We start from the raw sequence: 24,671 nt of genomic DNA, 5'->3' as shown, positions 1-24,671 counted from the left end.
TGACGCAGAGCGTCACAGGAGACGTTCCCACGCGGAGCGTGGGAACGAGCAATCGCACAGTTTTGACTGTATTTCAGATAAAAAAACGCCGACGCTGTAGTAGCCGTCGGCGTTGAAACCTTGAAGGGGATTTTGGCTTACATCAGAACGCTGGCACCACCGCGCCGTTGTACTTCTTCTCGATGAAAGCTTTGACTTCCGGGCTGGTCAGGGCCTTGGCCAACTTCTGGATAGCATCGCTGTCCTTGTTGTCCGGGCGGGCCACCAGGAAGTTTACGTAAGGTGATTTGGCGTCTTCGATGATCAACGCGTCCTTGGCCGGGTTCAGGCCAGCTTCCAGGGCGTAGTTGGTGTTGATCAGGTCGAGGTCAACCTGGTCCAGCACCCGTGGCAGCAGGGCCGATTCCAGCTCTTTGAACTTCAGGTTCTTCGGGTTGCTGGCGATGTCTTTCGGCGTGGCCAGGGCGTTGGTCGGGTCTTTGAGGGTGATCACACCGGCCTTTTGCAGCAGCAACAGGGCGCGGCCGCTGTTGGAGCCTTCGTTCGGAATCGCCACGGTGGCGCCATCTTTCAGATCTTCGATTTTCTTGATCTTTTTCGAGTAGCCGCCGAAGGGTTCAACGTGCACGCCCACCACGGTAATCAGATTGGTGCCTTTACCCTTGTTGAAGTTTTCCAGGTATGGCAGGGTCTGGAAATAGTTGGCATCCAGGCGTTTCTCAGCGACTTGCACGTTTGGCTGTACGTAGTCGGTAAAGACTTTGATCTGCAGGTCCACACCTTCCTTGGCCAGGGTCGGCTTGATCAGCTCGAGGATTTCGGCGTGGGGAATCGGCGTAGCAGCCACCACCAGTTTCTCGCTGGCCTGGGCAAAGCCAGCAGTCAGGGCAGCCGCCAGAGCGGTAAACAACAGAACCTTTTTCATGCAATGTCCTTCTAACGACCGTTTTTATGTGAGGTGCCAGCGAAGTGCTATCGCGGCGTGGAAAGGACAATACCTAGATTTTTTATTCCCGAACAATATCTTTTATTCACGTTGATATTCCATTTTGCTCATACAGGAATTTACGCACCGATTCCTGCTCGGCCGGGCTGGCGCTGGCCAAAATTCGTCGCACTTGCTCCAGCGGCGAACCCGCCGCTGGCAAGTTCAAATGCTCGGGCAAGATTTCATCGCCGCTGCTCACCAGCAAGGCAAAGTGAATGACGTTTTCCAGTTCGCGGGTGTTACCCGGCCAAGTGTGGTGTTCCAGCACCTGCTGGGCGGCGTCGCTGATCAGTGGCACCGGCAGGTCCAGGCGCTGGCTGTAGATGCCGAGGAAATATTCGGCCAGGGACAAGATATCCCCCACCCGCTCGCGCAACGCCGGCAGGTCCAACCGGCCCTCACTCAAATAATGGAACAGACGCTCGTGAAACTTGCCCACGGCCACGGCCTGGGCCAGGTCGATGCTGGTGGCGGCCACAAGGCGCACATCCACCGGGCTGGGCTGGTTGGCACCCACACGGGTGACTTCGTGGTTTTCCAAAGCCGCGAGCAATTTCACCTGGATCGGCAGCGGCAAGTCGCCGATCTCATCCAGGTACAAGGTGCCGCCATTGGCCGAGCCGAACCAACCCGCGCGGCTACTGGCCGCGCCACTGTGGCTACCGGCGGCATAGCCAAACAACTCGGCATCGGCATAGGTGGGGCTGATTGCGCCACAATTGACCGAGACAAACAGGCCAGTACGGTCACTGCCACGGTGGATATGCCGTGCCAGCAGTTCTTTACCGCTACCGGTCTCGCCGCGGATCAGCACAGGCAAGGCTCGCGGTGCGAGGCTTTCCAGCTCTTCGCGCAGTTGGCGTGAGCGTGGATCGACAAACACCAGAGCTTTGGCGCGAATACTCAGCGGACTCTTTTCCGCGTCCGGGAAGGTCAGCAATGGCTGGCCGAAGGTTTCATGCAGACTCATGGCAGGCTCCCACCCCAATCCACACAGGGACGGGGCGTTGAAAAATATTAGGCGCTGCGCCGAGCGTGGTGCTCGAGGCGATGTTGCAGGCGATAGAGGTAAGCAAACCCTTGCTCCCAGCGCCGGTGGCCGGACTTCACATTGATATGCCCGGCGCCCGACAAGATGCCGGCTTCGGCGCCCCACTGACGCGCCAGTTCCAGAGCCCTGGGGGCGCTTACGGCACTGTCGTTGTCGGAGCTGACCACCTGGCTGGGAAATGGCAGCAGGTCAGTTGGAATAGGGGCGAAATTGCGCAGTGCAGGGGCACACGCAGGACGCTCGACATCCGCCGGTGCCACCAGCAATGCGCCGCGTACCTGCCGCAAGAAGTGCACGGGGGCAGTGGCGGCCCAGTGGGCCACGGTGATGCAACCCAGGCTATGAGCGATCAGGATGACCGGCGTGCTGTCGGCAGCGATGGCCTCGGCCAGTGCGGCGACCCAATCCTCGCGACGCGGCGTCAGCCAATCGGCCTGTTCCACCCGTGCGCTGTTGGGCAAGCTGTTTTGCCAATGGGTTTGCCAATGATCTTCTGGCGATCCTTGCCAGCCCGGCACGATCAGATAACGAATCGACTCGCTGTGCATGGGTGTGCCCTCCTGCAGCGTTTAACGTTGCTGGTCAGTATAGGGTGAGGATCACGCACCAATAAGGAATAAAAAAGAATTTATTAATAACCAAAAGGAATTTGCACCCTTTTCAGAACTTGCTTTTACCAAGCCCTTCATTAAAACCGGCCATTGCGCCCCTGCCACCGCGGTGCAATGACCGAGCCAACCTCAGCGAGAATGATGCATAGAGTGTTCCGAGCCGATAGCAACTCCGAGCTTATGATTCATCGCCATATAATAATCACGCACTTGTGTAAGTTTTTCCGCATACGCTTGCGGAAGTAAAATACGCGCATTCATCAGATCCGTCAGTTCCTCAACTTCTGAAAAAAATCCATACTCTTTTTGCGCCAATACATCACCAAACATTCTCGGCCCAGTGATCTCGAAAATTTTCTTTTCATACTCGTTATAAATTTGCCGCTCTGCGGCTGTCGAGTTTTCCTTCAGAAAGGGACGATTAGCGTTTAGCCATTCTTCGTTTGCCTTGTATCGCTCATACGCCGTCTCCAGAATCTCGTCAAATACAGGGTTGTCTGGATGACTGGCAAAATTACTGGTGTTGAAGCCATTGAAGTCCGTAGGTTCGTAAGTAACCGGCACGTTCATCAAGATATCATTAGGCGTGGCTTTCAATGTGACCTCGCCCACATTAAAGGTCAGCGCATCATCCGTATCCAGATAGATGCCACCGTACTTTTTCATTAGCACAGCGCGCATGACGTCCGATGACGCCGCTAAATTCTGCCCACGCCCTGAACGGAAAAACTGATACATCTCGCCGTATTGACCTGCATTCAGAGCCTGAAAACTTTCATCGGCCTTTAAATCATGAACTTCAAGCCCGCCCACTTTATGATCCAACGCTGAATGTATTTTCTGAAAAGTATCCGCGTCATTGGCATCAACGTGAACAATCGATTTATACCCGGGGCTTTTCCGGGAATTTTCCATAATATTATTGAGTAGATTTTCCGGCATTTCATTGCCGGCCCAAAAATAGTGGATCACTTTCGGCACGTCTGTAGCACCGGACGGCAGTACCGGCATTCTCGGTAGTTTCAGTACTTTGGTTGTCATCGAAGCAGGCGCATTTTTACTGGCCTCAATCGCTTCGGCTTGAGTGCCACCCAGCCACCGTCCTTGACCTTTACGCCAATAAAAGATGTCGTTCACCTGACCATTGGCTTGGAGCCCGCGCCAAAGACCCGCTTCGACGTCATACGTAACTTTGGTACCGTATTGACCGACATAAACCATATAGTCTTTCCCGATCATGCGCCTTACGTCATCCATGGGAACCCTGACCTCCTCAAGGATCACTGGAGGTGAGACGGGCCCCATCGGGTATCCGATATGCCCATTGACACGTTGTGGTGGCCTGAAGAATGGGCGCGCTTGTTCAGTCACTTGGGTGGGTGTGCGGGTTGCAGCATCAACCCCTGCTGCAACGCCACCGCCGGACACCCTCTCTGTCAGCGCTTTCGCCAGTGGTGCCCCCGCGTGAGTGGCCAACGGCGGTACGGCGTTCAACACGCCAAACACAATGCGGTCGGAAGCCGTTGCTTTTCCCTGGACGGCGTCATCAATACCGATACCTGTCTGGGCAGCCCCGGCGGCCAGGAAGAAAACATCCAGCCCTATAGCGACTTCGGGCATCACCAGCGCCAGCGGCGTCATGAACATAGCGACCTTGGTAGCCTCTTCCACGACATGCAGCACCTGGTTCTTGGTGTAGTCCCCGTCACTGACAATCGCATTGTCGGCGTCCGAATAGGACCGTGCTTTTTGCCGAACCTTGACCGCTTCGAAAGGATCGCCGTGCAACTGCTCAACAGCGATGAAACGATCCGGCACCCAACCGTTGAGGCTCGCAAGGAAAGCATTGCCTGATGCCTGCGCATCGGACCAGTTTCCCATCCCCTGCAGGGTCTGACGTACGCCGTCTGAAAACGTTCTGTCAGCTTGATCCTTGAGGGAAAAGTGCGTCAACAAGGACGCGCGCTTTACGGGGTCCGAGGCTTGCCCGGCCAGCCACGTTGTCATTTGCTGCGGATTATCGAAGCGATGTATTGGCGAGGAGTTGCCAGGGATGTAAAGCAACGTCAACTGGGTTTTCCGATCGGTCACACACATCAAGTCGGTCGACTCAAACCCATTGATGCTCAGCAGGCCGATGTCCAGATCCGGGTCCTTCACGGCAGGCCCTTCAAAATCCTGGACCGTCAGCTTGGACCAATCCTTTTGCGCAACAGGCCCCAACGCTCGCTGGGCGAGTGCCGTCTCGGCAGGGCCAAGGCTCCCTTCCAGGCGCTGCAGATTGATGGCTTTGACAAACGAGATTTTACTCAATGCCGTATAAGATTCGCTGTGCTTGTCCCAAAACCCATCAAGGGTCTTCTTATACAGTTGGGTCCGGTCTGTATCCCAGACTAATGCCTTGAAGTCATCCACCGGTATGGAAACGCGGGTGTCGTCGTTATAGGGGGCATCGCCCGGCGCACTGGGCTCCCGATAAATACCTTGTCGAGTGTTTGCTTCCTGCACCCAACCGTCAATCTGGTTGTAAATATATATCGCTGGCGAAAAGTACTTGCCAATCTTTACGAACCAGCTTTCATCTTTCTTGATTGTTACATCTTGCCTGTTTTTCAATGCCGCTTGTGTCAGGGTGATTTTTTCTACCACCTCTTTTTCATCCTCACTGTCATCTTTAAATGTCACCAGATAGGTTTTATCTGGATCAATATCCACACCCCATTGCTGCTTTATCTTTGCAGATAAAATAGTGGAAATTTCTTTTTCGGGCGTTACAAAGTCGGCGGTTTGCTTGCTGATATAAGATTCTAAACGAGTATTTTTTTTGAATGCCGAGTTGCTCCCACCTCCTGGCGTAGGGCTTGCTTCAGCGCCCTGCAGTAAACTCTGTTTTCTCTTATAGTCAGCCAGCGTGGGCAAAATACAGGCTGATGGATGTCTCAGGCCGGCCATACGATCGTTCGAAGATGCCATTACCGCAGGCTTTTCTTCAGGCTTTTCAACCGTTAAATGGGGATTAACGAACGTATTCACGACTTGGACAGGAACGCGTATAGACATGCAATTACTCCATTAATTAAATCACTCTATGCGCCGACCAGAATAAGCATGCAGCCGAGAATTGCACGCTCGGATGCATGTAAATTCTTTTCCTGTGCAACATCTGTAAACATGCAATGCTTAGATAAAAAAAGGGCCGCACCCTGCCAAGGAAAGCGGCCCAAAAACTGTCGAGACTTTTTGAAACTAACGTGCAGTGATCACCGACAACTTGGTGATGCCCGCACGCTCAATCGACGCCATGGCTCGTGCCACTTCGCCGTAGTTCACTCCATCGTCAGCCTGCAGTTGCACCCGCACATCGGGGTCCTTGGCCTTCGCCGCCTGCAGGTTGAACTCCAGCAGATCCGGCTGGATTTCGTCCTTGTTGATAAACAATTTGCCGGCGCCGTCGATGCTCACCACCAGCGGGTCCTTTTGCTCAACCGGCGCCACGGCCTGGGTCTTGGGCAGGTTGATCGGGATCGAGTTGGTCAACAGCGGCGCGGTGACGATAAACACCACCAGCAGCACCAGCATCACGTCCACCAGCGGCGTGACGTTGATCTCGCTCAGCACCTCATCACTGTCTTGCGTGGAGAAGGCCATGTCAGGACGCCTCCTTCACTTTCTGCGGGCTACCGGCGCCGGCCTTGGTCAGCGCCGGGTGCAGCAGCACGCGGAACGCGTTTTTCTGCGCCAGGCTGTAGAAGTCGTGGGCAAAGTCATCCAGGTCTGCCGCCGTCAGCTTCAGGCGGCGCAAAAAGTAGTTGTAGACCAGCACCGCAGGCACCGCGACGGCGATCCCCACGCCGGTCGCCACCAGTGCCGCGCCGATGGGCCCGGCCACGGTTTCCAGGCTGGCGGACCCGGCAGCACTGATCCCCTTCAGCGCTTCCATGATCCCCCACACGGTGCCAAACAGGCCGATAAACGGCGAGGTGCTGCCGATACTGGCGACTACAGCCAGACCGGTTTCCAGGGAGCGGCGCTCACGCACAATTTGCTGGCGCAGAGCGCGTTCGAGGCGGTCCTGGTGATTGATCGCCTGGCTCAAATCCGCAGCGTGGGTGGTATCGCCCACCTGGATCGCGGCATAACCGGCCTGGGCTACACGGGCGGCGGCGCCAGGCTGGGTTTCGGCGAGTTCGGCGGCCGAGTCGAGGCTCGATGCCGCCCAGAACTGTTTGTGAAACTTGCGATCCTGGGCCTTGAGGCGACCGAACTGCACGCCCTTGAGCAAGGCCAGGCCCCAAGTGGCGACCGAAAAGGCCACCAGCAGCCAGATCACCGCGCTTTCGATGGATTCAAGTGGAGATGCCAATGCCATGATGTTTTCCCTCTGCGCCGCTGAATAATTAATGAATCTTGAAATCGATGGGCACGCTCACCCAGCCGTTCTGGGCCACATCGCCCTGCTTGGCAGGCACGAAACTCCAGCGCTTCACCGCCGCCAATGCCGCGTCATCCAACTGCTGGCGACCACTGCTTTTTTGCACCTGGATCTCACCCGGTTTACCGCTGGCCAGCACCTGCACCCGCAGCAACACCGTGCCTTCCCAACCGCGACGCTGAGCCAGTGACGGGTATTCCGGCGCCGGGTTTTTCAGGTACGCGGCGTTGGCCGAAGCAGGCGTCACCGGCGCTGGCGCCGCAGGTACGGGCGGTGCAGGTAGCGCTGGCGTCGGTGGTGCAGGTGGCTGCTCGACGGCCTTGGGGGCCGGCTTGGGCTCAGGTTTAGGCACGGGCTTGGGCTTGGGTTTCGCAATGGGTTTGGGCGGCGCCGGCTTGGCCGCCAACTCATCCACCAGCGGCGGCGGGGGCTCGACCACAGGCGGAGGCGGTGGTGGCGGTACAGGCGGTGGCGGCTCAACCACCGGCGGCGCCGGCTGGGAAAATTCGATGGTCATCGGTGGAATTTCCGGCGGCACAATCGGCAGCACCGGCGTGGGTTTCTGGCTCACCCAATAGATCACTGCACCGTGCAGCGCCAACACCAGCAACCCGAGCAAAACCCCTTCGCGGCGGCTGGAAAAACGCTTCGGGGTCTTCTGCAGGCGTAATTGACCCAACGGCGCGCGATGCGGCCGGCCAAGGTCGACCAACTCACCACTCGGTGCCTGACGCCACTGCGCCTCAGATGCACTGGCGGCGGTCTGGACTTTGCCCATTGATTCACTCCCTGCGGTTTTGAAAAACCGACGGGCCAGCGTGAAGGCCCGTCGAGGGCTGAATCATCGGTGCCAGACACTTATCTCTTAAAGTAATCTTTAAAGTTATATATAGAACAAAAACGCATAAACAAAACAGCCGATCACGCCAAAGCCACGGGGTCCGTGGCCTGGCTTCAAGCCGTTGTCTTTCAATGCCTTAAAGGCATACAAAATATTCGGCAAAGGTATGGGCTCAGTGCGGGTTTCCACTGCACAAGGCCAGCAATTCACCCAGCAAACTCTGGCCCGCTGCGCCCAAACCACTGCGGCCATACAGGGCCAATCGCACGCCATGAACAGGTGGCAAGCCACTCTCTGGGCCGAGTATGCGATGGCCCGGTTGCAATACCCGTTCTGGCAATAAACTGATGCCCAAGCCTGCCGCCACCGCCGAGCACACACTGGCCAGGCTGGCGCTGGAATAGCCGATGCGCCAACGCCAGCCGGCCCGTTCCAGATGGTGCAGCATGTCGTTGCGATACAGGCCGCCCACGGGGAAAGCCACCAGCGGCAGCGGGTCGCGGCCCAGGGCCGGGGTGCTCAGGCTGTCGACCCAATACAAGGGCTCGGGCCACGACGCCACGCAGTCGTCGCTGTCGCCCATCTGCTTGACCAGCAACACATCGAACTCACCGCCCCGGTACTGGCGCTGCAATTCAGGGCCCAGACCGCTGGTGACCTCCAGACGCACCCGTGGATAGGCCACCACAAACGCCGATAGCAGCGGCATCAGGCGCTCGGCGGCGAAATCCTCCGGCACGCCGAGGCGCAACACACCGTCGCTTTGCTGGTTGATCAGCACGTCGGCGGCTTCTTCGTGCAATGCGAGAATACGGCGCGCATACGCGAGCAGACGCTCACCCTCGGCGGTGGCCACTACCCGGCGCTGATCGCGGTCCAATAACTGACAGGCCACTGCGTCTTCCAGACGGCGGATCTGCTGGCTGACGGTGGATTGAGTCAAATGCAGGCGCTCGGCCGCCCGGGTGAAATTGCCGCAGTCCACCACGGCGACAAAGCTGCGCAACAACACGGGATCGAACAACATCATCACCATTTCGTTTGCCACTGATTGGCATGTTTATATTTAATTTCAGCATACCTTGCTGGCTGACCATACTTCACCTTTCATCGCACTCCGGGGCCTTGTATGACCAACGATCAACCACACCTGCAACGCGCTATTGCCTTGGCCCGCGCCAACGTCGCCCAAGGTGGCCGCCCCTTCGGCGCGGTGCTGACGCGCAACGATGAGGTGTTGGTGGAAGCCGTGAATGAGATCCACCTGACCCAGGACCCCACCGCCCACGCCGAACTGCTGGCGATCCGCGCAGCGAGCCGACAACTGGGTGCGCGCCTGGAAGGGTGTGTGATCTATGCCAGCGGCCAGCCTTGCCCGATGTGCCTGAGCGCCATGTACCTGTGCGGCGTCGAGCGCGTAGTGTTTGCCGCCAGCAACGAAATGGCCGAGCCGTTCGGCCTGTCGACCGCAGCCATCAGCCAACAGGTTGGCTTGCCCATCGACGCGCAACGCCTGCCCATTCAGCACCTGCCCGATGCCGCAATGACTGCGCTGTATCACCAGTGGAAAACCCTGCATGACCCTGAATAAATCCCTCGCCGGCTGGGGCCTGCTGGTGGTGCTCGGCCTGAATCTGCGCCCGATCCTCAGTTCCATCAGCCCACTGCTCGGCGAGATTCGCCAGGCCACCGGCCTGAGCTTTCAGAGCAGTGCCCTGCTCACCAGCCTGCCGGTGATCTGCATGGGGTTGGTGGCACTGGTGGGCGTGCGCGTGGAGGCTCGCTTGGGCGAGCGTCGCGGCATCGCCCTGGGCTTGTTGATGATTCTGCTGGCGTGCCTGGCGCGCTGGCTGATGGGCCAGGCTTCGGCACTGCTGGTTACCGCGCTGCTTGGCGGTGCGGGTGTTGCGCTGATCCAGGCGCTGGTGCCGGCAATGATCAAGCGTGAATTCCATCACCGTGTGCCCGTAGCGATGGGGGTGTACTCGGCGTCGCTGATGGCCGGCGGTGGGCTGGCGGCGCTGCTCAGCCCGTTGATAGCCACGCATTTCCAGCAATGGCAGGCAGGCCTGGGTGTGTGGTTATTGCCGGCGCTGGGGGCATTGCTGCTGTGGGCCTGGCTACCGCTGGGCGCAGCGCGCAATCCACTGCAGGCGCCTGCGTTCAAAGGGTTGCGCAACCGCCGCGCCTGGCTGCTGGCGCTGTATTTCGGCCTGGTCAATTGCGGCTACATGAGCATGGTCGCGTGGCTGCCGGCCTACTATCAGCAACTGGGCTGGGGCGTGCTGCCCAGCGGGTCGTTGCTGGCATTCATGACGATCTTTCAGGTGGCGGCCGCCCTGCTGATGCCGGTGCTGGCGCAACGCGGTATCGACCGCCGTCCATTGCTCAGCATCAGCCTGCTGGCCCAAACCATCGGCTACCTCGGCCTGATCATTGCGCCGCAGGAATATCCCCACCTGTGGGTGGCCTTGTGCGGCTTCGGGTTAGGGGCGTGCTTTGCCCTGAGCCTGCTGCTGACCCTCGACCACCATCGCGACCCACGCCAAGCGGGGCAACTGGCTGCGTTCGTGCAAGGCGTGGGCTTTTTGATCAATGCGATTTCGCCGTGGCTGACCGGCTGGCTGCGCGAGCTTACCGGCAACTTTGTCAGTGCCTGGGTGGTGCTGACGGTGACGGTGGTGGCGATGCTGCTGGTGACGCGGGTGTTCAGCCCGGCCACCTATCGCACCGACCTAGAAGTCGTAGCGCCCAGTCACGCCTAGGGTGCGCGGCGTGCCCAGCAGGCCCTCGTAACCGCCGTTACCACCGGTCCACAGGGTGGTGTAGTAGGTTTTGTCGAAGGCGTTTTTCAGCCACAGCGACACATCCCACTGCCCCTGGTCATAGCCGCCGCGCAAACCGGTAGACAGGTTGACCACCGCATACGCCGGGATCTGCCCGTAGTCGGAATCTTCCACCGTGCCCACCGCCTTGGAACGGAACGCATAGCTGGCGGTGACATAGGGTTCGAAGCCGTTCGCCAGGTTCCACTTGTATTCGCCGTTGGCGTTGGCAATCCACTTGGACGCGCCCACCACCTGGTGGCCGCTCAAGTCGCAGGACGCAGGCGCACCGGGACGCAGGCTGGTTTCCGGCGGGCACGGTGCATCCTTGTAAGACAGGTACGTCACGTCATTGAAGGAACCGTTGATGTTCAGGGTCAGGCCCTTGATCGGCACCAGGGTGCTTTCCACTTCCACGCCCCGCGAGCGTACCGAGCCGGCGTTGGTCAGGTACTGAACGCGGTTGTCCTGGTCGTAGGCGTTGGTTTGGTAGCCGTTGACCTGGGTCCAGAACAGGTTGGCATTGAGCTGCAGGCGGCGGTCCCACAACGTGCTCTTGAAGCCTAGCTCGGCGTTGTTGGCGCGCTCGGTGCCGATCAGCAACGAGTCGGCTCCGGCCGTCGGCGCAGACCCCACCGCCAGGTTCACACCGCCGGACTTCTCGCCATGGGACAGCGTCGCGTAGCCCAGCAGGTTTTCATTGAAGTGATAACTGAGGTTGAGCAGCCCCGACGGCGTAGCGCTGTATTGCGACAGGTCGCCCGAGTCATAGGCCCCGGTACGCCCACGCCGCGCCATGGCGGCGGCCCCGCTGACCGCCGCGCCACCGACGGGCGCATTGCGCGTGACCCAGGCGCTTTTTTCTTCGTAGGTGCCGCGTACACCGGCGGTGAAATCCAGGCGTTCGGTCAGGTGCCAGGTGCCTTGGGCGAACAGCGCGAAGCTGTCGGTGCGGATATGCCCGTTGCCCACACTGCTCACGTTGCTCAACGCACCGGCAGGTGTGCCGTTCCAGATATCGGCCTTGGTCCCATAGTAGGCAAAGGATTTGTTATCCAGGTCGGAGCCGAAGTAGTAGGCGCCCAGCACGTAATCGAAGAAACCACCGCTGGGCGACGCCAGGCGCAATTCCTGGGACCACTGCTTGTCTTCCACCGAAACCCCGGCGTTATACGACGCCGGTACGTTGAGGCCGTCATCGTTGCGCGGGGTGAAATTCCACCAGCGATAAGCACTCACCGAGGTCAGGGTGAAGTCGCTGGGCAGCGTCCAATTGGCTTCCAGCGACGTACCGCCCTGGAACACCGTGACGTGCTGGTCGTTGTCGAGGTTGACCTTGCGATGGGTGCCGTCCACCAAGGTTGCGCCCGCCGCGTTGGCCCGGGATTGATACAGGTTGGTGCCATTGATGGTCGGGCCGGTGCTGTACAGCACGCGGGTGCCGGCGCTGGAGTCTTCTTCGTTGTAGTCGCCGATCCAGCGCAGGTTGAACGCTTCGTTGGGCTTGTACAGCAGTTGCCCGCGAAAGCCCTGGCGTGAACCGCCGTTCAGATCATGGCCGTCGTGTTCATTCTTGATGTCGCCGTCGCTGCGCGTGCGATAGGCCGAGAAACGCCCTGCCAGGTCATCGGTCAGGGGGCCGGAAATCGTACCCTTGGTCTGGAAATAACCGTCCTCGCCCAAGGAAGTTTCGATGCTGCGCTCGGGAGTAAAACTCGGCGCGCGCGTACTGATATTGATCACGCCAGCGGTGGTGTTCTTGCCGAACAACGTGCCCTGGGGGCCGCGTAAAACCTCAAGCTGCTCAATGTCCATCAGGTCGAACACCGCCATACCCGGGCGCCCGAGGTAGACGTTGTCGATATACAGCCCCACGCTGCCTTCCAGGCCATCGCTGGCCGGGTTGTTGCCCAGGCCGCGGATCGACACGCTGGACTGGCGCGCATGCATATAGGCGACGTTGACGCTGGGCACCAGTTGCTGCAAATCCTGGATGCGGTACACCCGCTGGGTTTCCAGGGCCTGGCCACCGAGCACGCTCATGGGCGTCGGCACGGCCTGGGCACTTTCGGTACGCCGCCGGGCAGTGACCGTAACAGTTTCCAATTGGCCACTGGCGCTTTCGCCCTTGCCGGCAGGCGCGGGTGTTTCAGCGGCCTGGGCCGGCGACCAACTGCTGCTACCGGCCACTAGAACAGCCAGGGGCAAGGACTTGAACAAACTCATAAGCGGCTCCAGAACCCCGGAATACTCGTCGCCTTATATTCCTAAAGGTTATTTATTTATGTTTTTACGAACATTTACTGCATAAGAGATAGCCTTTATAAGGAGTCGACGTAATGCATAGCCAATGCATTTCCCGGATATTTTTGATGTGAAAAATGCATATCGACCTGCGCCAGCTTCGCCACTTCATCGCCCTTGCCGAACAGCGCAGTTTCGTCGCGGCAGCAACGGCGGTGAACCTGTCGCAGTCGGCGTTCAGCCGCAGCATCCAGGCCCTGGAACACAGTGCCGGTTGCCAACTGGTCGACCGTGGCCGCAAAGACCTGGCCCCCACCAAGCAAGGCCAGGTGCTGCTCGAGCATGCACGGCGCCTGGTCAGCGGCGCCCAACAGCTGGCCAACGAAATCAGCCAGTTCAACGGCCTGGAAGCCGGTGAACTGCGTTTCGGTTGTGGCCCAGCGCCGGCAGCTGGGTTAGTCCCACGTGCCATCGGCAGTTTTATCGGGCGCTACCCCAAGGCCCGCGTGCAGTTCCAGGTGGACGACTGGCAAAGCCTGGGCAAGCGGCTGCTCAGCGAAGAGTTCGAATTCTTCGTCGCCGACACCCGCCACTTCGAAGCCAACCCCGACTACCACACCCACCGCCTGCGCCCGCGCCGTTGGCACTTCTGCTGCCGCGCCGGGCATCCCCTGGCCGCACGCAACAGCGTCAGCGCCGCCGAGCTGATGAGCTACCCGCTGGCAGTGACCATCCGCCCGCCGAACCTGCGCAAAGTCATCGTCGACCTCAGCGGCCGGCCGGATTACCAGCCCAATGTGGAATGCGAAAACGGCTACAGCCTCATGGGCGTGGTATTGCGCTCGGACGCCATCGGCATCGTCAGCGCCAACAGCGACGTGCTGCACATGGCTCGCGGCGAACTGGTGTGTTTGCAGATTGAGGGATTGGACGAAAACCTGGAGGAGCGCTACACCCGCTACGGGATCGTCAGCCGTGCAGGGTATCGGTTGTCGCCGCTGGCGCAGGCGATGATTGAGCAGATCAAGGAGATTGATGAGAGAGACGAGGATGCTTATGCGTTGGAAAATATTGCGGTCTGACTAAGCGGTGAAAGCGGCCCGCAACGTCAGTGAAGTCATCATTAGATAACAAAGATCACATACAAGAGAGTCTACCTTTTGACCCGCACGAGGAAGCGCGTTTGATGGACTGTATCTTTTGCAGCATTGCCCGCGGTACTGCACCCTCCCACCTCCTGTGGGAAGACCAGACCCACATGGCATTTCTCTCCATATTTCCCAATACGCCGGGGTTCAGTGTGGTTATCCCCAAAACCCATCACGGCAGCTATGCGTTTGCCGAACCGGACACCGTGCTGTGTGACTTGGTCATCGCAGCCAAGAAGACGGCGACGCTTTTGGACAAAGCGCTAATAGGTGTGGCTAGAACGGGCATGATTCTGGAGGGTTATGGCGTCGATCATCTGCACGCCAAATTATTCCCGATGCATGGGACCGGGGAAGATAGCGCCTTCAAAAAAATCAGTTCGACCCAGGACAAATATTTTGAGCGTTATGAAGGCTATGTCTCCTCCCATGACGCTTCCAGGGCAGATGATAAAGCGCTGGCAGGACTGGCCGCTCACATCAGGTCCTTCGCCGGGTAAGCCTGCTCCCACCATTTGATCGCGGGGAGTCAGGTAGATATGTATCTGCTGTCAGGCCGTCATCGCAGGCAAGCCAGCTCCCACAGGGAAATGCATTTCAACTGTGGGAGCTGGCTTGCCTGCGATGACGCCAGCAGCCACACCCATGCACTCAATGCATAGAACCCAGTCCCCAAATGCACTTGCCAGAGCGCCCCTCGAACGGCGAAAAAACCCACCTGTCCTCCGTTCGGTAAATTCCTATGTCTGACGCCAAACCCGTGCGCAACGTGCTCTACATCATGTGCGACCAACTGCGCCGCGACTACCTGTCCTGCTACGGCCATGCCCATCTGCATACGCCGAATATCGACCGCCTGGCCGCCGCCGGTGTGCGTTTCAGTCGGGCCTATACACAAGGCACCATCTGCGGCCCGTCGCGCATGTCGGCCTACACCGGGCGCTATGTCAGCAGCCATCAGGTGGCGTGGAACGCAGTGCCGCTGCCGCTCGAGGAGCTGACGATCGGCGACTACCTGCGCCCCCACGGCATCCGCACCGCCCTGGTGGGCAAGACCCACGCCACGCCGAACCTTGAGGCCTTGCAGCGCCTGCAGATAGACCCCGACAGTGCCCAGGCCGAGCCACTCAATGAGGTCGGTTTCGATGCGTATCTGCGTCACGACGGCATCTATCCCGACAGCCCGCTGTTCGAGGATAAGCGCGAATCCGCGCCCTACACCCAATACTTGCGTGATCACGGCTACCACGGCAGCAACCCTTGGCACGAATGGGCCAACGCCGCCGAAGGTGAGAACGGCGAAGTGCTCAGCGGCTGGCATATGCGCAACGCCGGCAAACCCGCACGGGTGGCCGAAGAACATTCGGAGACCGTCTACACCACCGACCGCGCCATCGATTTTATCGACGAACAAGGTGAACAGCCCTGGTGCCTGCACCTGTCGTATATCAAGCCGCACTGGCCCTACATCGCGCCGGCGCCGTATCACGCGCTGTACGGAACCGAGCATGTGCAGGCGCCGATTCAACCTGAACACACCAGCGATCACCCGGTGTACCAGGCATTTCGCCAACACCAGGAGAGCCAGAATTTCTCCCGTGACGAGGTGCGCCTCACGGTGATTCCGACCTACATGGGCCTGATCAAACAGATTGACGATCAACTCGGGCGGCTGTTCGACTTTCTGCAAAGCGCTGGCCGCTGGGACGACACGCTGATCGTGTTTACCAGCGACCACGGCGACTTCCTCGGCGATCATTTCCTCGGTGAAAAAGAATTCTTGCTGGAGCCTGCGGTGGGTGTACCGCTGATCGTGCGCGACCCGCGTGCCAGCGCCGATGTCAGCCGCGGCACCGTGGATGAGCGTCTGGTGGAAACCATCGACGCCCTGCCCACCTTCCTCGACGCCTTGGGCTTGCCCGCCGCCGACCATCGCCTGGAAGGCCGCTCATTGATTCCATTGCTGCAGGGCGAGCAACCCACTTGGCGCCGCTATGCCATTGCCGAATACGACTACGCCTTCCAGGCCCCGGCTCGCGAGCGTCTGGAGCAACCCATCGACCGTTGCCGCATGACCATGGTGCGCAGCGAGCGCTGGAAGTACCTGGCGTACGACGGCTTTCGCCCGCAACTGTTCGACCTGGAAAACGACCCGCAAGAAGTGCACGACCTGGGCAGCGATCCTGCTTATGCCGAGGTGCGCGAGACGCACTTGGGTTATCTGTTCGACTGGTTGCGCGGGTTGAAACGGCGCACCACCATCAGCCACACGGAGGTTGAGGTGCGCGGGCAATGGTTTCGTTATGGTGAGCCAGAGGCAGAGAAAGTGGTGAAGATCGGAGTCTGGTAAACACCACAAATCCAAATGTGGGAGCGGGCTTGCTCGCGAATGCGCAGCGTCAGTCGACGTATTCATCAACTGACCCACTGCATTCGCGAGCAAGCCCGCCCCCATATTTTTAGTCCTCACCCGGCTTAAAGACCTTTAGTGGTTTTGCTTGATTGCCCCTGCACCCCCACCGGCACATCGCCCTTGAGCGTAACCCGGCGCACGATGCGCTCCTGGGTGCCGTAGTCGTCCACCGCGTAATGCTGGGTGGCGCGGTTATCCCAGATCGCCACGTCACCGGTGTTCCAGCGCCAGCGCACGGTGTTTTCCAGGCGGGTGACATGGCCTTGCAGCAGGTTGAACAACTGCGCCGACTCTGCCTGGGAGTAGCCTTTCAGGCGTTTGACGAAGTGCCCCAACAGCAGGGTTTTCTCACCGCTGACCGGATGCACGCGCACCACCGGGTGTTCGGTTTCATACACCGTGGAAGTGAATACTTTGCGGTATTCCTCCAGCTTCTCCACCGCCACATCCGGCTTGCGTGCGGCGTAGTCGTATTCGTTGCTGTGCACCGCCCACAGGTGATCAGCCAGTGCGCGCAGTTCCACGCTGAGGTCATTGTAGGCAGCGGCTGTGTTGGCCCATACGGTGTCGCCGCCGGACACAGGCGCCAGCACCGAACGCAGGATCGAGGCCTTAGGGTAGGCATCGACGAACGTCACGTCGGTGTGCCAGGAATTGGCGCGCTGGCCACGGGTGCCATCCAACTCCATCAGGAACCGCGTGCCGTCTCGTACCGGTACGGTGGGGTGGGCGATCGGCTCGCCGAGCAAGTGAGCAAAGGCTTCCTGGCTCTGGTCATCGAGATGGGTCTGTTCGCGGAAGAAGATCACCTTGTACTGCACCAGCGCCTGCTGGATGGCCTCGACGGTGGCGGCATCCAGCTCACCGGACAGTTTGATGCCACGGATTTCGGCGCCGATCCGCCCGGCTACCGGATGAATATCGAGTGGTTGGGCGATGGGTTGAACGGCTAATGCGGCGTTGCTCATTGTGATGACCCTCATGTGCCTGCGAAACGGTGGGGGGACGCTTCCAGCAACGCTCTATCCATATGCAATTTAGGTCTAGCAAATGAATGAATGCTTCGTTGACGGAATAAGAGCTTGCATTTAAAACCTCAGCTTGCTCGGTCGCAAATGCCTTCGACCTATTTTTAAAATGCCGGGAAAGCATATGGATCTTCGCCAACTGCGATACTTCATCGCCCTCAACGAACACCGCAGTTTCGTGCGTGCCGCGGACGCCATGGGCATCACCCAACCAGCGTTCAGCCGCAGCATCCAGGGGCTGGAACAGGAGTTTGGTTGCGTGTTGGTAGACCGCGGTCACAAGGACTTGCGCCCCACGCCGGAAGGCCAGGTGGTGTTGCAGCACGCCCTGAGCCTGGTGCATGGCGCAGCGCTGCTGAGCAGTGAAGTGACGCGCATGACCAAGCTCGACGCCGGCGACCTGCGCTTCGGCTGCGGCCCGGCGCCAGCCGTGAAACTGGTGCCGGATGCGGTGGCGCGGTTTATCAACGCCCACCCGAAAATCCGCACCACGTTTCAGGTGGATAACTGGGAAACCCTCAGCCGCCGCCTGAGCCGTGAAGAGATCGAATTCTTTATCGCCGACATCCGCCAGTTCGAAGCCGACCCGAATTTCCAGACCCGCGCACTCACCCCCAAACGCGGGGTGTTTTTCTGCCGCCCCGGCCACCCCTTGCTCGCCAAGGACAGCCTGTCCACCAACGATATGTTCGACTACCCGCTGGCGGCGCCGCTGATCTCCCAAGGCATTCGCAAACTGCTGGCGAACCTGAGTGGGCGTATGGATTTCTCCCCGAGTATCCAGACCGAGCACTTCCCGGCACTGGTGAGCATCGTGCTGCAAACCAATGCCATCGGCGTCGGCACTGAAGAAGCCTTTGCCGAGGACATTGCCAGGGGGGCGCTGGTGCTGCTGCACTGGCGCAACTTGCCGCAGCACATGGATACCCTGAGCGCACGCTGCGGGATCGTCAGCCGCACGGGGTCGCGGTTGTCGCCGGCGGCGAAGGCGATGATCGAGACCTTGGTGGAGGTGGATAGCCAGCAGGTCAGTGTGGCGGTTTGAAGGGCCTCATCGCAGGCAAGCCAGCTCCCACATTGAGCGGTGAACACGTTCAAGTGTGGGAGCTGGCTTGCCTGCGATGGCGATAGCCCAGGCACCGACAAGCTCAGAGCCCTGCCGCCACCAGCCCAGGCGCCACCCAATCACTCACCTGAAACGACTTGCGAATCAACTTCTCCCTGGACGCCAGGTCCACCGCATCCTGCAATTTGCCCAGGAACACCGGGTCTAGGGTCGAGGGGAAAACTTCGCTGAGTTTCTGGTCTTTCAAATCATTGGTGAGGATCACCGGGGGGTAACTGGCCAGCCCTGATACCAGCGCTATGTACGCCTGTTTGTTGTTGTCATCGGTCAACCACTGCACCGCTTGCTGCTGGGCCTTGAGCAACGTGGCCACGGCGTCTGGGTGTTCATCGACGAATTTGGAGCTGCCCACCAGCACGGCCTGGATGCTGCCGGCATCGCCCAGGTCCTTGGTGGTCAGCGGTATCTCTGCCAAACCTTTGGCCTGCAACGCCGTCAGGGTGGACCCGCCCCAGGTGGCGTCAATCTGCTTGGCGGCCAGGGCGGCAGCGGCCGCGTTGAAGTCCAGGTTGATCACCTTCAGGTCCTTCTCGCTCAAGCCCTGGCTGGCCAATGCGCTGTCGAACGACAACTGGCTGGCCGTGCCTCGGAACACCGCCACGCGCTTGCCCTTGAGGTCTTGCAGGGTCTTGATGCCGGAGCCCGGCACCACGCCGAGGTAGTGTTTCACTCCCCGTGCAGAGGCGCTGAGCAGCCGCGTGTCCAGGCCATTGGAGCGGCCGATGATCGCTGCCAGGTCGCCCAGATAGGCCAGGTCCACCTGGCCGTTGGCGAACGCTTCATTGATCACCGGGCCGGCGCCCTTGAAGTAATTCCATTGGATCTTGATGCCTTGGTCGGCAAAGGCTTTTTCAAAGATCTGCTGTTCACGCAACACGTCGGTGATGCCACCGCCGCTGTGCTGGCTGCCGGCACTGAGGTCGGGCACTGCGATGCGGATTTCCTTGAGGTCGGCGGCATGCACCAACCCGGCCAGGGCGGTGCCGGCGAACAGGCTGATCAGACGTTTAAAGGGCAGTTTCATAAGCGCAGCTCCTGGTGGGCGACGGTCGCCTGGGAGCAAAAAGTAGGCACAGACTGAACAAAACTTTAAATACCATAAATTCACAATTTAATAGCTTTTAGAAATATGCAGGCTAAGCCGCAGCCTCCAGAGGCATATGCATAAACAGCATCGAAAATATTCTTCGAATGCATTGGATGCGTGGCGGCGTGAGGCTTTAAATGACTTTTCTTATCTCACAATCATCTTGATCGCGCTTTTGTAAGATCGAAATCACATAACGCATTCGGAGGTCTTCCATGGCCCGGATTTCACTTCTGAGCCTGCCGCTGGCGGCCCCGCCCAAAGGCATCGCGCCGCGCTGGCCGCAGTTGGGCCAGCGTTTATTGCCGTGGCTGCTGCCGCTCACGCTGTTTGCCTTATGGTGGCTGGCCAGCCGCAATCATTGGATGAGCGAGCAGATTCTGCCCACTCCCGCCCTGGTGTGGAGCAGCGCGGTGGAATTGGCCGGCGGCGAGTTATGGAGCCATCTGGCCATCAGCTTGCAGCGCTTGTTCTGGGGCCTGCTGGCCGGTGTCAGTGCCGGCGCGATACTGGGCGCGTTCCTGGGTTTCAGTGCGCGCGCCGAGCGCTTGGTGTTCCCGACGTTCAGCGCGCTGGCGCAAGTGCCGACCCTGGCCTGGATCCCGCTGTTCATGGTGTTTTTCGGCATTGGCGAAACCCTCAAGCTGGTGGTGTTGGTCAAAGCCATCGTGGTGCCCGTGACCCTGCATACCCTGGTAGGCGTTCGCGACGCCCAGCCCAACCTGCGCGAAGCCGCCCGTGTACTGCGCCTGCCTGGCCACTTGCTGATCCGCCGTCTGGTCCTGCCCGCCGCACTGCCTGCGTTCATGGCCGGTGTACGCCTGGCCCTGGCGGCGGGCTGGACCTCCCTGCTGGCCGTGGAGCTGCTGGCCTCCAGCGAAGGCATCGGTTACCTGATGGTGTGGGCGCGCCAGTTGTTCATGCTCGATATTGTCTTTGTGTGCATCGTGGTCATTGGCGTGCTGGGTGTGGTGATGGACCGCGGCATCGGCTGGCTGGACCGCAAGTGGGTGCACTGGCCCCATCCGGCCACTGCGCAGATTCGACGCGGGCCACGCTACGAAGGCTGGCAGCGCTTGCAACCCTGGCTGTTGCCGCTGCTGCTATTGGCGTTATGGCAAGTAGCGACTCAGCAGGATTGGGTCGATCCAAACATTCTGGTCAGCCCCTGGGCGGTGCTGCAAACCAGCGTGGCGGGCGTGCTGGATGGCAGCCTGACTACGGCGCTGGGCAAAAGCCTTGGCCGGGCCCTGGGCGGGTTGCTGCTGGGCGGTAGCCTGGGCTTTGCCATGGGCCTGTGGCTGGGGCTGTCGCGGCGCAGTGAGCGGCTACTTGGCCCCACTTTGTCCGCGCTGCGCCAGATCGCGATTTTCGCCTGGGTGCCGCTGCTCACCGCCTGGTTCGGCCTGGGTGAACTGGCCAAGTGGGTGTTTATCGCCCTCGCCGCTTTCTTCCCGTTGTTTATTGCCACCCAGCGCAGCGTGCTCAACTTGTCGCCCCAGCTGCGCGAAGCCGCGCAGGTGCTGCGCCTGAACCTCTGGCAACGCTTGCGCCGCCTGGTACTGCCGGGCGCCGCGTCGGGGATTTTCGCCGGCCTGCGCCTGAGCCTGATCTACGCCTGGATGGGCACCCTCGGCGCCGAATATTTCATGCCCTCAGATGGCGGCATCGGCAGTCTGATGATCGGCGCCCAACAGTTGCTGCGCATGGATTTGATCATGAGCGGCATGCTGCTGGTCGGCCTCACCGGCGCCGCTCTGAACCTGATCGGCCAACGCATCGAAACCCGTGCCACCCGCTGGAGACACGCATGAACGCACCGATTGTCAGCTTCAACCACGTGGGTAAGTCCTTCGACGTCGATGGCTTCGAACTGGAAGCCATCCGTGAATTCAACCTGGAGGTGGCCGAAGGGGAATTTGTTGCGATTGTCGGCTCCAGCGGTTGCGGGAAATCCACACTGCTGCGCTTGCTGGTGGGCTTGGATACGCAGTTTCGCGGCGAGATCCAGGTCGATGGCAAAGCCGTCAGCGGGATCGGCGGCGAACGCGGCATTGTGTTCCAGGAGCACCGCCTGTTCCCGTGGCTGACCGTGGCGCAAAACATCGGCCTGGGCCTGGTCAACGAGCCCCTGAACGAGGCCGAGCGCAACCGGCGCATCAGCGACTTTATCGAACTGGTGGGCCTCACCGATTTCACTCGCGCCTACCCCCACCAACTCTCCGGCGGCATGGCGCAACGGGTGGCGATTGCCCGCGGCCTGGTGGCCAGCCCGCGCATCCTGTTGCTGGACGAACCCTTCGGCGCCCTGGATGCACTGACGCGCCAGCAGATGCAGGACGAACTGCTGGCGATTCGTGCCCGCGCCAGGATCACCACGGTACTGGTGACCCACGATGTGGAAGAGGCGATTTTCCTCGCCGATCGCGTGGTGGTGATGGAGCCGCGTCCGGGGCGAATCAAGCAGGTCGTCGAGATCACCCTGCCTCATCCGCGCCAGCGCAGCAGTTTTGAATTCCACCAGCTACGCGAAGAGCTGTTGCACGAATTAACCAGCGACGACCATTACCAACCGCCGGTGCGCGAACAGATCCGCGACCTGCCATTGGCGTTCATTGCTTGCTGAAAGAGAGCTCAGTGCGCGGGTGTTCCTGGGGCTCCAGGCGATTGGCTCGCGCAAACGTGCCCAAATCATTGAAGCGCACCCCCATCTCGGCCATGACCTTGTGCGCCACCTTGGCGGTCATCTGGCGGATGTAGAACGGTTCTTTCACCACAAAGTGATGGATGCCGTGGGTGCTGCCGAAGTTGAAGCAGAACGCCTGCAACGGCCACAGCCACCAAGGGTTCAGCACTTGGGTTTGCTGCATCACATTGCCCAGTTCCACATCGCCGTAGTAATGCATGTTGGAGCTGACAAAGTGCAGGCAGAAGGTGCGCAACACGTTCGGGCCGATGATCACCACCGCAGCGATATCGATCACCTGCATCACCTGCAAGGTACCGGCTGACCACTGAATGGGCGCGCCCATCAAACTGGCAATCCCATTGGCGGCATGAAAGCCCAGGAAGACGTACCACGCGCCCCAATGCAGCAAGGCCAGCGGTGCGTACACCAGCAGCACGCGCTTGAGGATGCTGAACCTGTGCGGCCAGGTCTTGGCGCGCAACAGGCGGATCAAGGCCGACATCATGTTGTCCCCCACCATCAGCAACCGTGCGATGCCCCAGGGTTCGCCATTGGTGATCGCGCGCTCTTCCATGTCGGCTTCGGTGCCCGAGACCTTGTGATGGTTGAGGTGCAGGTGCCGGCGTATCCATGGGTTGATGGTGCTTGGCCGCGCCAGCCATACCAGGCCCATCATCAGGTTGTGGGGCACGCGTTGCTTGCGAAAGTACATGCTGTGGATCAGGTCGTGTTCCAACTCATGAGTGAGCGAGGCGAGGAAGGCATTGAGCAGCAGACACACCCACCAGGCCATATGACCGCTGATATAGAGCGCTGCCGAGCCGAACATGCCCAGCAGGGCAAAGGCCAGGATGCCTGCGCCCAGCGCGTCCTGATGCAACAACCAGGGGTGCCGCTGGCGCAAGCGCACGCCTTCGGCCATCACCACCTCGCGGATACGCGCCGAACGCTGTTGCGCATTCAACGGCTGGGGGCTTGCAGAAGTACCGTCCATGCTTCCATTCTCTTGTGAAGTGATGCCTGCATCCTGCACTTAACCCTAGCGCAGGGCGCTAGCCGCGCACGCCAATCTGTTGACCACAAGCGCCAATTGCCATGACCGAACCCACTTCCCTCGCCAGCTGGACCCGTGCCCTGCGCAAGCAGCTCGACGCCCTGGGCCTCGACAGCGCCGCGCTGTGCGCCGAGGCCGGGCTCGACCCGCAGCAGATGGACGACCCCAACGCCCGCTACCGGTTGTCGGCCACCACGCGCCTATGGGCGCTGGCGGTACAGGCCAGTGGCGACCCGGCGATTGGGCTGCGGGTGTCGCGGTTTGTCAGCCCCACCACCTTTCATGCGCTGGGTTACGCATTGGTGGCCAGCGGCAGCTTGCGCGAGGTGTTCGAGCGCATCGTGCGCTATCACCAGGTGGTCAGTGATGCCTTGGACCTGGAGCTGAGCCGCCACGGCGACGTCTACCGTTTTCGCCTGCTCCAACCCCCAGGCAGCCCTGCGCCCGCGCCGGAAGCGATTGATGCCTTTGCGGCGATCTACGTGCGCACGTGTCGCAACCGCCTGGGTCGCGACTATGCGCCGTTGGCCGTTTACCTGCGGCGCCCGGAACCCGCCGACCCCGAGCCGTGGCACAGGGTATTTCGCGCGCCGGTACGGTTTGCCGCCGACGAAGACCGCCTGGAATTCGCCGCCAGCGACTTCGACAGCCATCTGGACGACGCCAACCCGGAGCTGGCCGAACACAACGAAACCGTGCTCAAGCGCACCCTCGCCCAACTGCAACCGCTGACCTGGGAACGCAAGGTGCGCGCCGCCATCGAGGCGCAATTGCCAGACGGCGAGCCAAGCGCCGAACACATTGCTCAAGCGCTGCATTTGAGCCTGCGCAGCTTGCAGCGGCATCTGGCCGATGAAGGGTGTCGGTTTGACGCCTTGCTCAATGAGTGCCGGCAAAACCTGGCGTTATTGCACCTGCGCGACCCGCAGTGCTCATTGGCCGAGATCAGCCATTTGCTGGGGTTTGCCGATACCAGCAGTTTCAATCGTGCGTTCAAGCGCTGGACGGGGATGACGCCGGGGCAGTTTCGCGACGGATTGCAGTAGGAAGGGCCTCATCGCAGGCAAACCAGCTCCCACAGGGGAATGGGGTTCACATCATGTGGGAGCTGGCTTGCCTGCGATGAGGCCAGTA

General features: G+C 60.1%; 21 protein-coding genes. 9 read left to right on the top strand and 12 right to left on the bottom strand.

Annotated features, from left to right (window positions below):
- Positions 1-142 precede the first annotated feature (142 nt).
- The 8 genes from HBO10_RS09670 to HBO10_RS09635 form a co-directional block, all read right to left on the bottom strand.
- Positions 143-925: a MetQ/NlpA family ABC transporter substrate-binding protein gene (locus HBO10_RS09670; RefSeq protein WP_034125470.1), complete on the bottom strand. Its 783-nt coding sequence runs from the start codon at positions 923-925 to the stop codon at positions 143-145.
- Between the two features lie 106 nt (positions 926-1,031).
- The gene (locus HBO10_RS09665) at positions 1,032-1,958 is read right to left on the bottom strand and encodes a sigma 54-interacting transcriptional regulator (RefSeq protein ID WP_034125469.1); all 927 of its coding nucleotides are present in this window, start codon (positions 1,956-1,958) and stop codon (positions 1,032-1,034) included.
- A gap of 47 nt (positions 1,959-2,005) precedes the next feature.
- Positions 2,006-2,587: an alpha/beta hydrolase gene (locus tag HBO10_RS09660; protein ID WP_034125468.1), complete on the bottom strand. Its 582-nt coding sequence runs from the start codon at positions 2,585-2,587 to the stop codon at positions 2,006-2,008.
- A 192-nt stretch (positions 2,588-2,779) separates the two neighbouring features.
- Positions 2,780-5,710 carry a DUF6543 domain-containing protein gene (locus HBO10_RS09655; RefSeq protein WP_080757646.1) on the bottom strand — a complete coding sequence of 977 codons (2,931 nt, stop codon included), beginning with the start codon at positions 5,708-5,710 and terminating at the stop codon, positions 2,780-2,782.
- Between the two features lie 186 nt (positions 5,711-5,896).
- Positions 5,897-6,298 (bottom strand): biopolymer transporter ExbD, encoded by a 402-nt coding sequence (locus HBO10_RS09650; protein WP_034125467.1) that lies wholly within the window; start codon positions 6,296-6,298, stop codon positions 5,897-5,899.
- Position 6,299: 1 nt separating this feature from the next.
- Positions 6,300-7,022: a MotA/TolQ/ExbB proton channel family protein gene (locus HBO10_RS09645; protein ID WP_096143914.1), complete on the bottom strand. Its 723-nt coding sequence runs from the start codon at positions 7,020-7,022 to the stop codon at positions 6,300-6,302.
- Positions 7,023-7,047: 25 nt separating this feature from the next.
- The gene (locus HBO10_RS09640) at positions 7,048-7,860 is read right to left on the bottom strand and encodes an energy transducer TonB (RefSeq protein ID WP_034125465.1); all 813 of its coding nucleotides are present in this window, start codon (positions 7,858-7,860) and stop codon (positions 7,048-7,050) included.
- Positions 7,861-8,095: 235 nt separating this feature from the next.
- Positions 8,096-8,947 (bottom strand): LysR substrate-binding domain-containing protein, encoded by an 852-nt coding sequence (locus tag HBO10_RS09635; RefSeq protein WP_005783745.1) that lies wholly within the window; start codon positions 8,945-8,947, stop codon positions 8,096-8,098.
- A 105-nt stretch (positions 8,948-9,052) separates the two neighbouring features.
- On the opposite strand from HBO10_RS09635, the gene HBO10_RS09630 reads away from it, so the two are divergent.
- Positions 9,053-9,514, top strand: coding sequence for a nucleoside deaminase (locus HBO10_RS09630; protein WP_034125464.1), 462 nt, complete (start codon positions 9,053-9,055; stop codon positions 9,512-9,514).
- Positions 9,501-10,688, top strand: coding sequence for a CynX/NimT family MFS transporter (locus HBO10_RS09625; RefSeq protein ID WP_034125463.1), 1,188 nt, complete (start codon positions 9,501-9,503; stop codon positions 10,686-10,688). The genes HBO10_RS09630 and HBO10_RS09625 overlap by 14 nt, the downstream gene beginning before the upstream one ends.
- Here the strand turns inward: HBO10_RS09625 and HBO10_RS09620 are convergent.
- On the bottom strand, positions 10,659-12,974 hold the full coding sequence (locus tag HBO10_RS09620) for a TonB-dependent receptor (RefSeq protein ID WP_034125462.1): 2,316 nt from the start codon (positions 12,972-12,974) through the stop codon (positions 10,659-10,661). The two genes, HBO10_RS09625 and HBO10_RS09620, sit on opposite strands and share 30 nt — an antisense overlap.
- Positions 12,975-13,129: 155 nt before the next feature.
- On the opposite strand from HBO10_RS09620, the gene HBO10_RS09615 reads away from it, so the two are divergent.
- From HBO10_RS09615 to HBO10_RS09605, 3 genes are all read left to right on the top strand, one after another.
- Positions 13,130-14,074 carry a LysR family transcriptional regulator gene (locus HBO10_RS09615; protein ID WP_073844017.1) on the top strand — a complete coding sequence of 315 codons (945 nt, stop codon included), beginning with the start codon at positions 13,130-13,132 and terminating at the stop codon, positions 14,072-14,074.
- Between the two features lie 104 nt (positions 14,075-14,178).
- Positions 14,179-14,640, top strand: a complete 462-nt coding sequence (locus HBO10_RS09610) for an HIT family protein (protein ID WP_034125460.1) — start codon at positions 14,179-14,181, stop codon at positions 14,638-14,640.
- A 242-nt stretch (positions 14,641-14,882) separates the two neighbouring features.
- Positions 14,883-16,490 (top strand): alkaline phosphatase family protein, encoded by a 1,608-nt coding sequence (locus HBO10_RS09605; protein ID WP_034125459.1) that lies wholly within the window; start codon positions 14,883-14,885, stop codon positions 16,488-16,490.
- Between the two features lie 125 nt (positions 16,491-16,615).
- Here HBO10_RS09605 and HBO10_RS09600 read toward each other — a convergent pair whose 3' ends face one another.
- Positions 16,616-17,521, bottom strand: a complete 906-nt coding sequence (locus tag HBO10_RS09600) for a TauD/TfdA family dioxygenase (RefSeq protein WP_034125458.1) — start codon at positions 17,519-17,521, stop codon at positions 16,616-16,618.
- A 184-nt stretch (positions 17,522-17,705) separates the two neighbouring features.
- Between HBO10_RS09600 and HBO10_RS09595 the strand changes: the two genes are divergently transcribed.
- The gene (locus HBO10_RS09595) at positions 17,706-18,626 is read left to right on the top strand and encodes a LysR family transcriptional regulator (protein ID WP_003187586.1); all 921 of its coding nucleotides are present in this window, start codon (positions 17,706-17,708) and stop codon (positions 18,624-18,626) included.
- Positions 18,627-18,729: 103 nt separating this feature from the next.
- Here HBO10_RS09595 and HBO10_RS09590 read toward each other — a convergent pair whose 3' ends face one another.
- On the bottom strand, positions 18,730-19,731 hold the full coding sequence (locus HBO10_RS09590) for an ABC transporter substrate-binding protein (protein ID WP_020302215.1): 1,002 nt from the start codon (positions 19,729-19,731) through the stop codon (positions 18,730-18,732).
- Positions 19,732-20,009: 278 nt separating this feature from the next.
- On the opposite strand from HBO10_RS09590, the gene HBO10_RS09585 reads away from it, so the two are divergent.
- Both HBO10_RS09585 and HBO10_RS09580 read left to right on the top strand, forming a co-directional pair.
- Complete coding sequence (locus tag HBO10_RS09585; protein WP_034125457.1) at positions 20,010-21,608, top strand: ABC transporter permease; 1,599 nt, start codon at positions 20,010-20,012, stop codon at positions 21,606-21,608.
- Positions 21,605-22,420 carry an ABC transporter ATP-binding protein gene (locus HBO10_RS09580; protein ID WP_034125456.1) on the top strand — a complete coding sequence of 272 codons (816 nt, stop codon included), beginning with the start codon at positions 21,605-21,607 and terminating at the stop codon, positions 22,418-22,420. Before HBO10_RS09585 ends, HBO10_RS09580 begins: the two co-directional genes overlap by 4 nt.
- Here the strand turns inward: HBO10_RS09580 and HBO10_RS09575 are convergent.
- A complete protein-coding gene (locus HBO10_RS09575; protein WP_034125455.1) occupies positions 22,407-23,477 on the bottom strand; it encodes a fatty acid desaturase in 1,071 nt (356 codons plus the stop codon). The two genes, HBO10_RS09580 and HBO10_RS09575, sit on opposite strands and share 14 nt — an antisense overlap.
- Before the next feature lie 101 nt (positions 23,478-23,578).
- Between HBO10_RS09575 and HBO10_RS09570 the strand changes: the two genes are divergently transcribed.
- The gene (locus HBO10_RS09570) at positions 23,579-24,583 is read left to right on the top strand and encodes an AraC family transcriptional regulator (RefSeq protein ID WP_034125454.1); all 1,005 of its coding nucleotides are present in this window, start codon (positions 23,579-23,581) and stop codon (positions 24,581-24,583) included.
- Positions 24,584-24,671: the final 88 nt, after the last annotated feature.

Source organism: Pseudomonas sp. WS 5503, assembly GCF_012985385.1.
Classification (GTDB): Bacteria; Pseudomonadota; Gammaproteobacteria; order Pseudomonadales; family Pseudomonadaceae; genus Aquipseudomonas; species Aquipseudomonas paracarnis.
The sequence above is the reverse complement of the archived record's forward strand: the minus strand, read 5'-3'. Positions and strand labels throughout refer to the sequence as shown.

Excerpts from the sequence above, each read along its gene's own strand:
- HBO10_RS09670 (WP_034125470.1), bottom strand. The coding sequence starts at position 925 with ATGAAAAAGGTTCTGTTGTTTACCGCTCTGGCGGCTGCCCTGACTGCT.
- HBO10_RS09665 (WP_034125469.1), bottom strand. The coding sequence starts at position 1,958 with ATGAGTCTGCATGAAACCTTCGGCCAGCCATTGCTGACCTTCCCGGAC.
- HBO10_RS09660 (WP_034125468.1), bottom strand. The coding sequence starts at position 2,587 with ATGCACAGCGAGTCGATTCGTTATCTGATCGTGCCGGGCTGGCAAGGA.
- HBO10_RS09655 (WP_080757646.1), bottom strand. The coding sequence starts at position 5,710 with ATGTCTATACGCGTTCCTGTCCAAGTCGTGAATACGTTCGTTAATCCC.
- HBO10_RS09650 (WP_034125467.1), bottom strand. The coding sequence starts at position 6,298 with ATGGCCTTCTCCACGCAAGACAGTGATGAGGTGCTGAGCGAGATCAAC.
- HBO10_RS09640 (WP_034125465.1), bottom strand. The coding sequence starts at position 7,860 with ATGGGCAAAGTCCAGACCGCCGCCAGTGCATCTGAGGCGCAGTGGCGT.
- HBO10_RS09630 (WP_034125464.1), top strand. The coding sequence starts at position 9,053 with ATGACCAACGATCAACCACACCTGCAACGCGCTATTGCCTTGGCCCGC.
- HBO10_RS09625 (WP_034125463.1), top strand. The coding sequence starts at position 9,501 with ATGACCCTGAATAAATCCCTCGCCGGCTGGGGCCTGCTGGTGGTGCTC.
- HBO10_RS09620 (WP_034125462.1), bottom strand. The coding sequence starts at position 12,974 with ATGAGTTTGTTCAAGTCCTTGCCCCTGGCTGTTCTAGTGGCCGGTAGC.
- HBO10_RS09615 (WP_073844017.1), top strand. The coding sequence starts at position 13,130 with ATGCATATCGACCTGCGCCAGCTTCGCCACTTCATCGCCCTTGCCGAA.
- HBO10_RS09610 (WP_034125460.1), top strand. The coding sequence starts at position 14,179 with ATGGACTGTATCTTTTGCAGCATTGCCCGCGGTACTGCACCCTCCCAC.
- HBO10_RS09605 (WP_034125459.1), top strand. The coding sequence starts at position 14,883 with ATGTCTGACGCCAAACCCGTGCGCAACGTGCTCTACATCATGTGCGAC.
- HBO10_RS09600 (WP_034125458.1), bottom strand. The coding sequence starts at position 17,521 with ATGAGCAACGCCGCATTAGCCGTTCAACCCATCGCCCAACCACTCGAT.
- HBO10_RS09595 (WP_003187586.1), top strand. The coding sequence starts at position 17,706 with ATGGATCTTCGCCAACTGCGATACTTCATCGCCCTCAACGAACACCGC.
- HBO10_RS09590 (WP_020302215.1), bottom strand. The coding sequence starts at position 19,731 with ATGAAACTGCCCTTTAAACGTCTGATCAGCCTGTTCGCCGGCACCGCC.
- HBO10_RS09585 (WP_034125457.1), top strand. The coding sequence starts at position 20,010 with ATGGCCCGGATTTCACTTCTGAGCCTGCCGCTGGCGGCCCCGCCCAAA.
- HBO10_RS09580 (WP_034125456.1), top strand. The coding sequence starts at position 21,605 with ATGAACGCACCGATTGTCAGCTTCAACCACGTGGGTAAGTCCTTCGAC.
- HBO10_RS09575 (WP_034125455.1), bottom strand. The coding sequence starts at position 23,477 with ATGGACGGTACTTCTGCAAGCCCCCAGCCGTTGAATGCGCAACAGCGT.
- HBO10_RS09570 (WP_034125454.1), top strand. The coding sequence starts at position 23,579 with ATGACCGAACCCACTTCCCTCGCCAGCTGGACCCGTGCCCTGCGCAAG.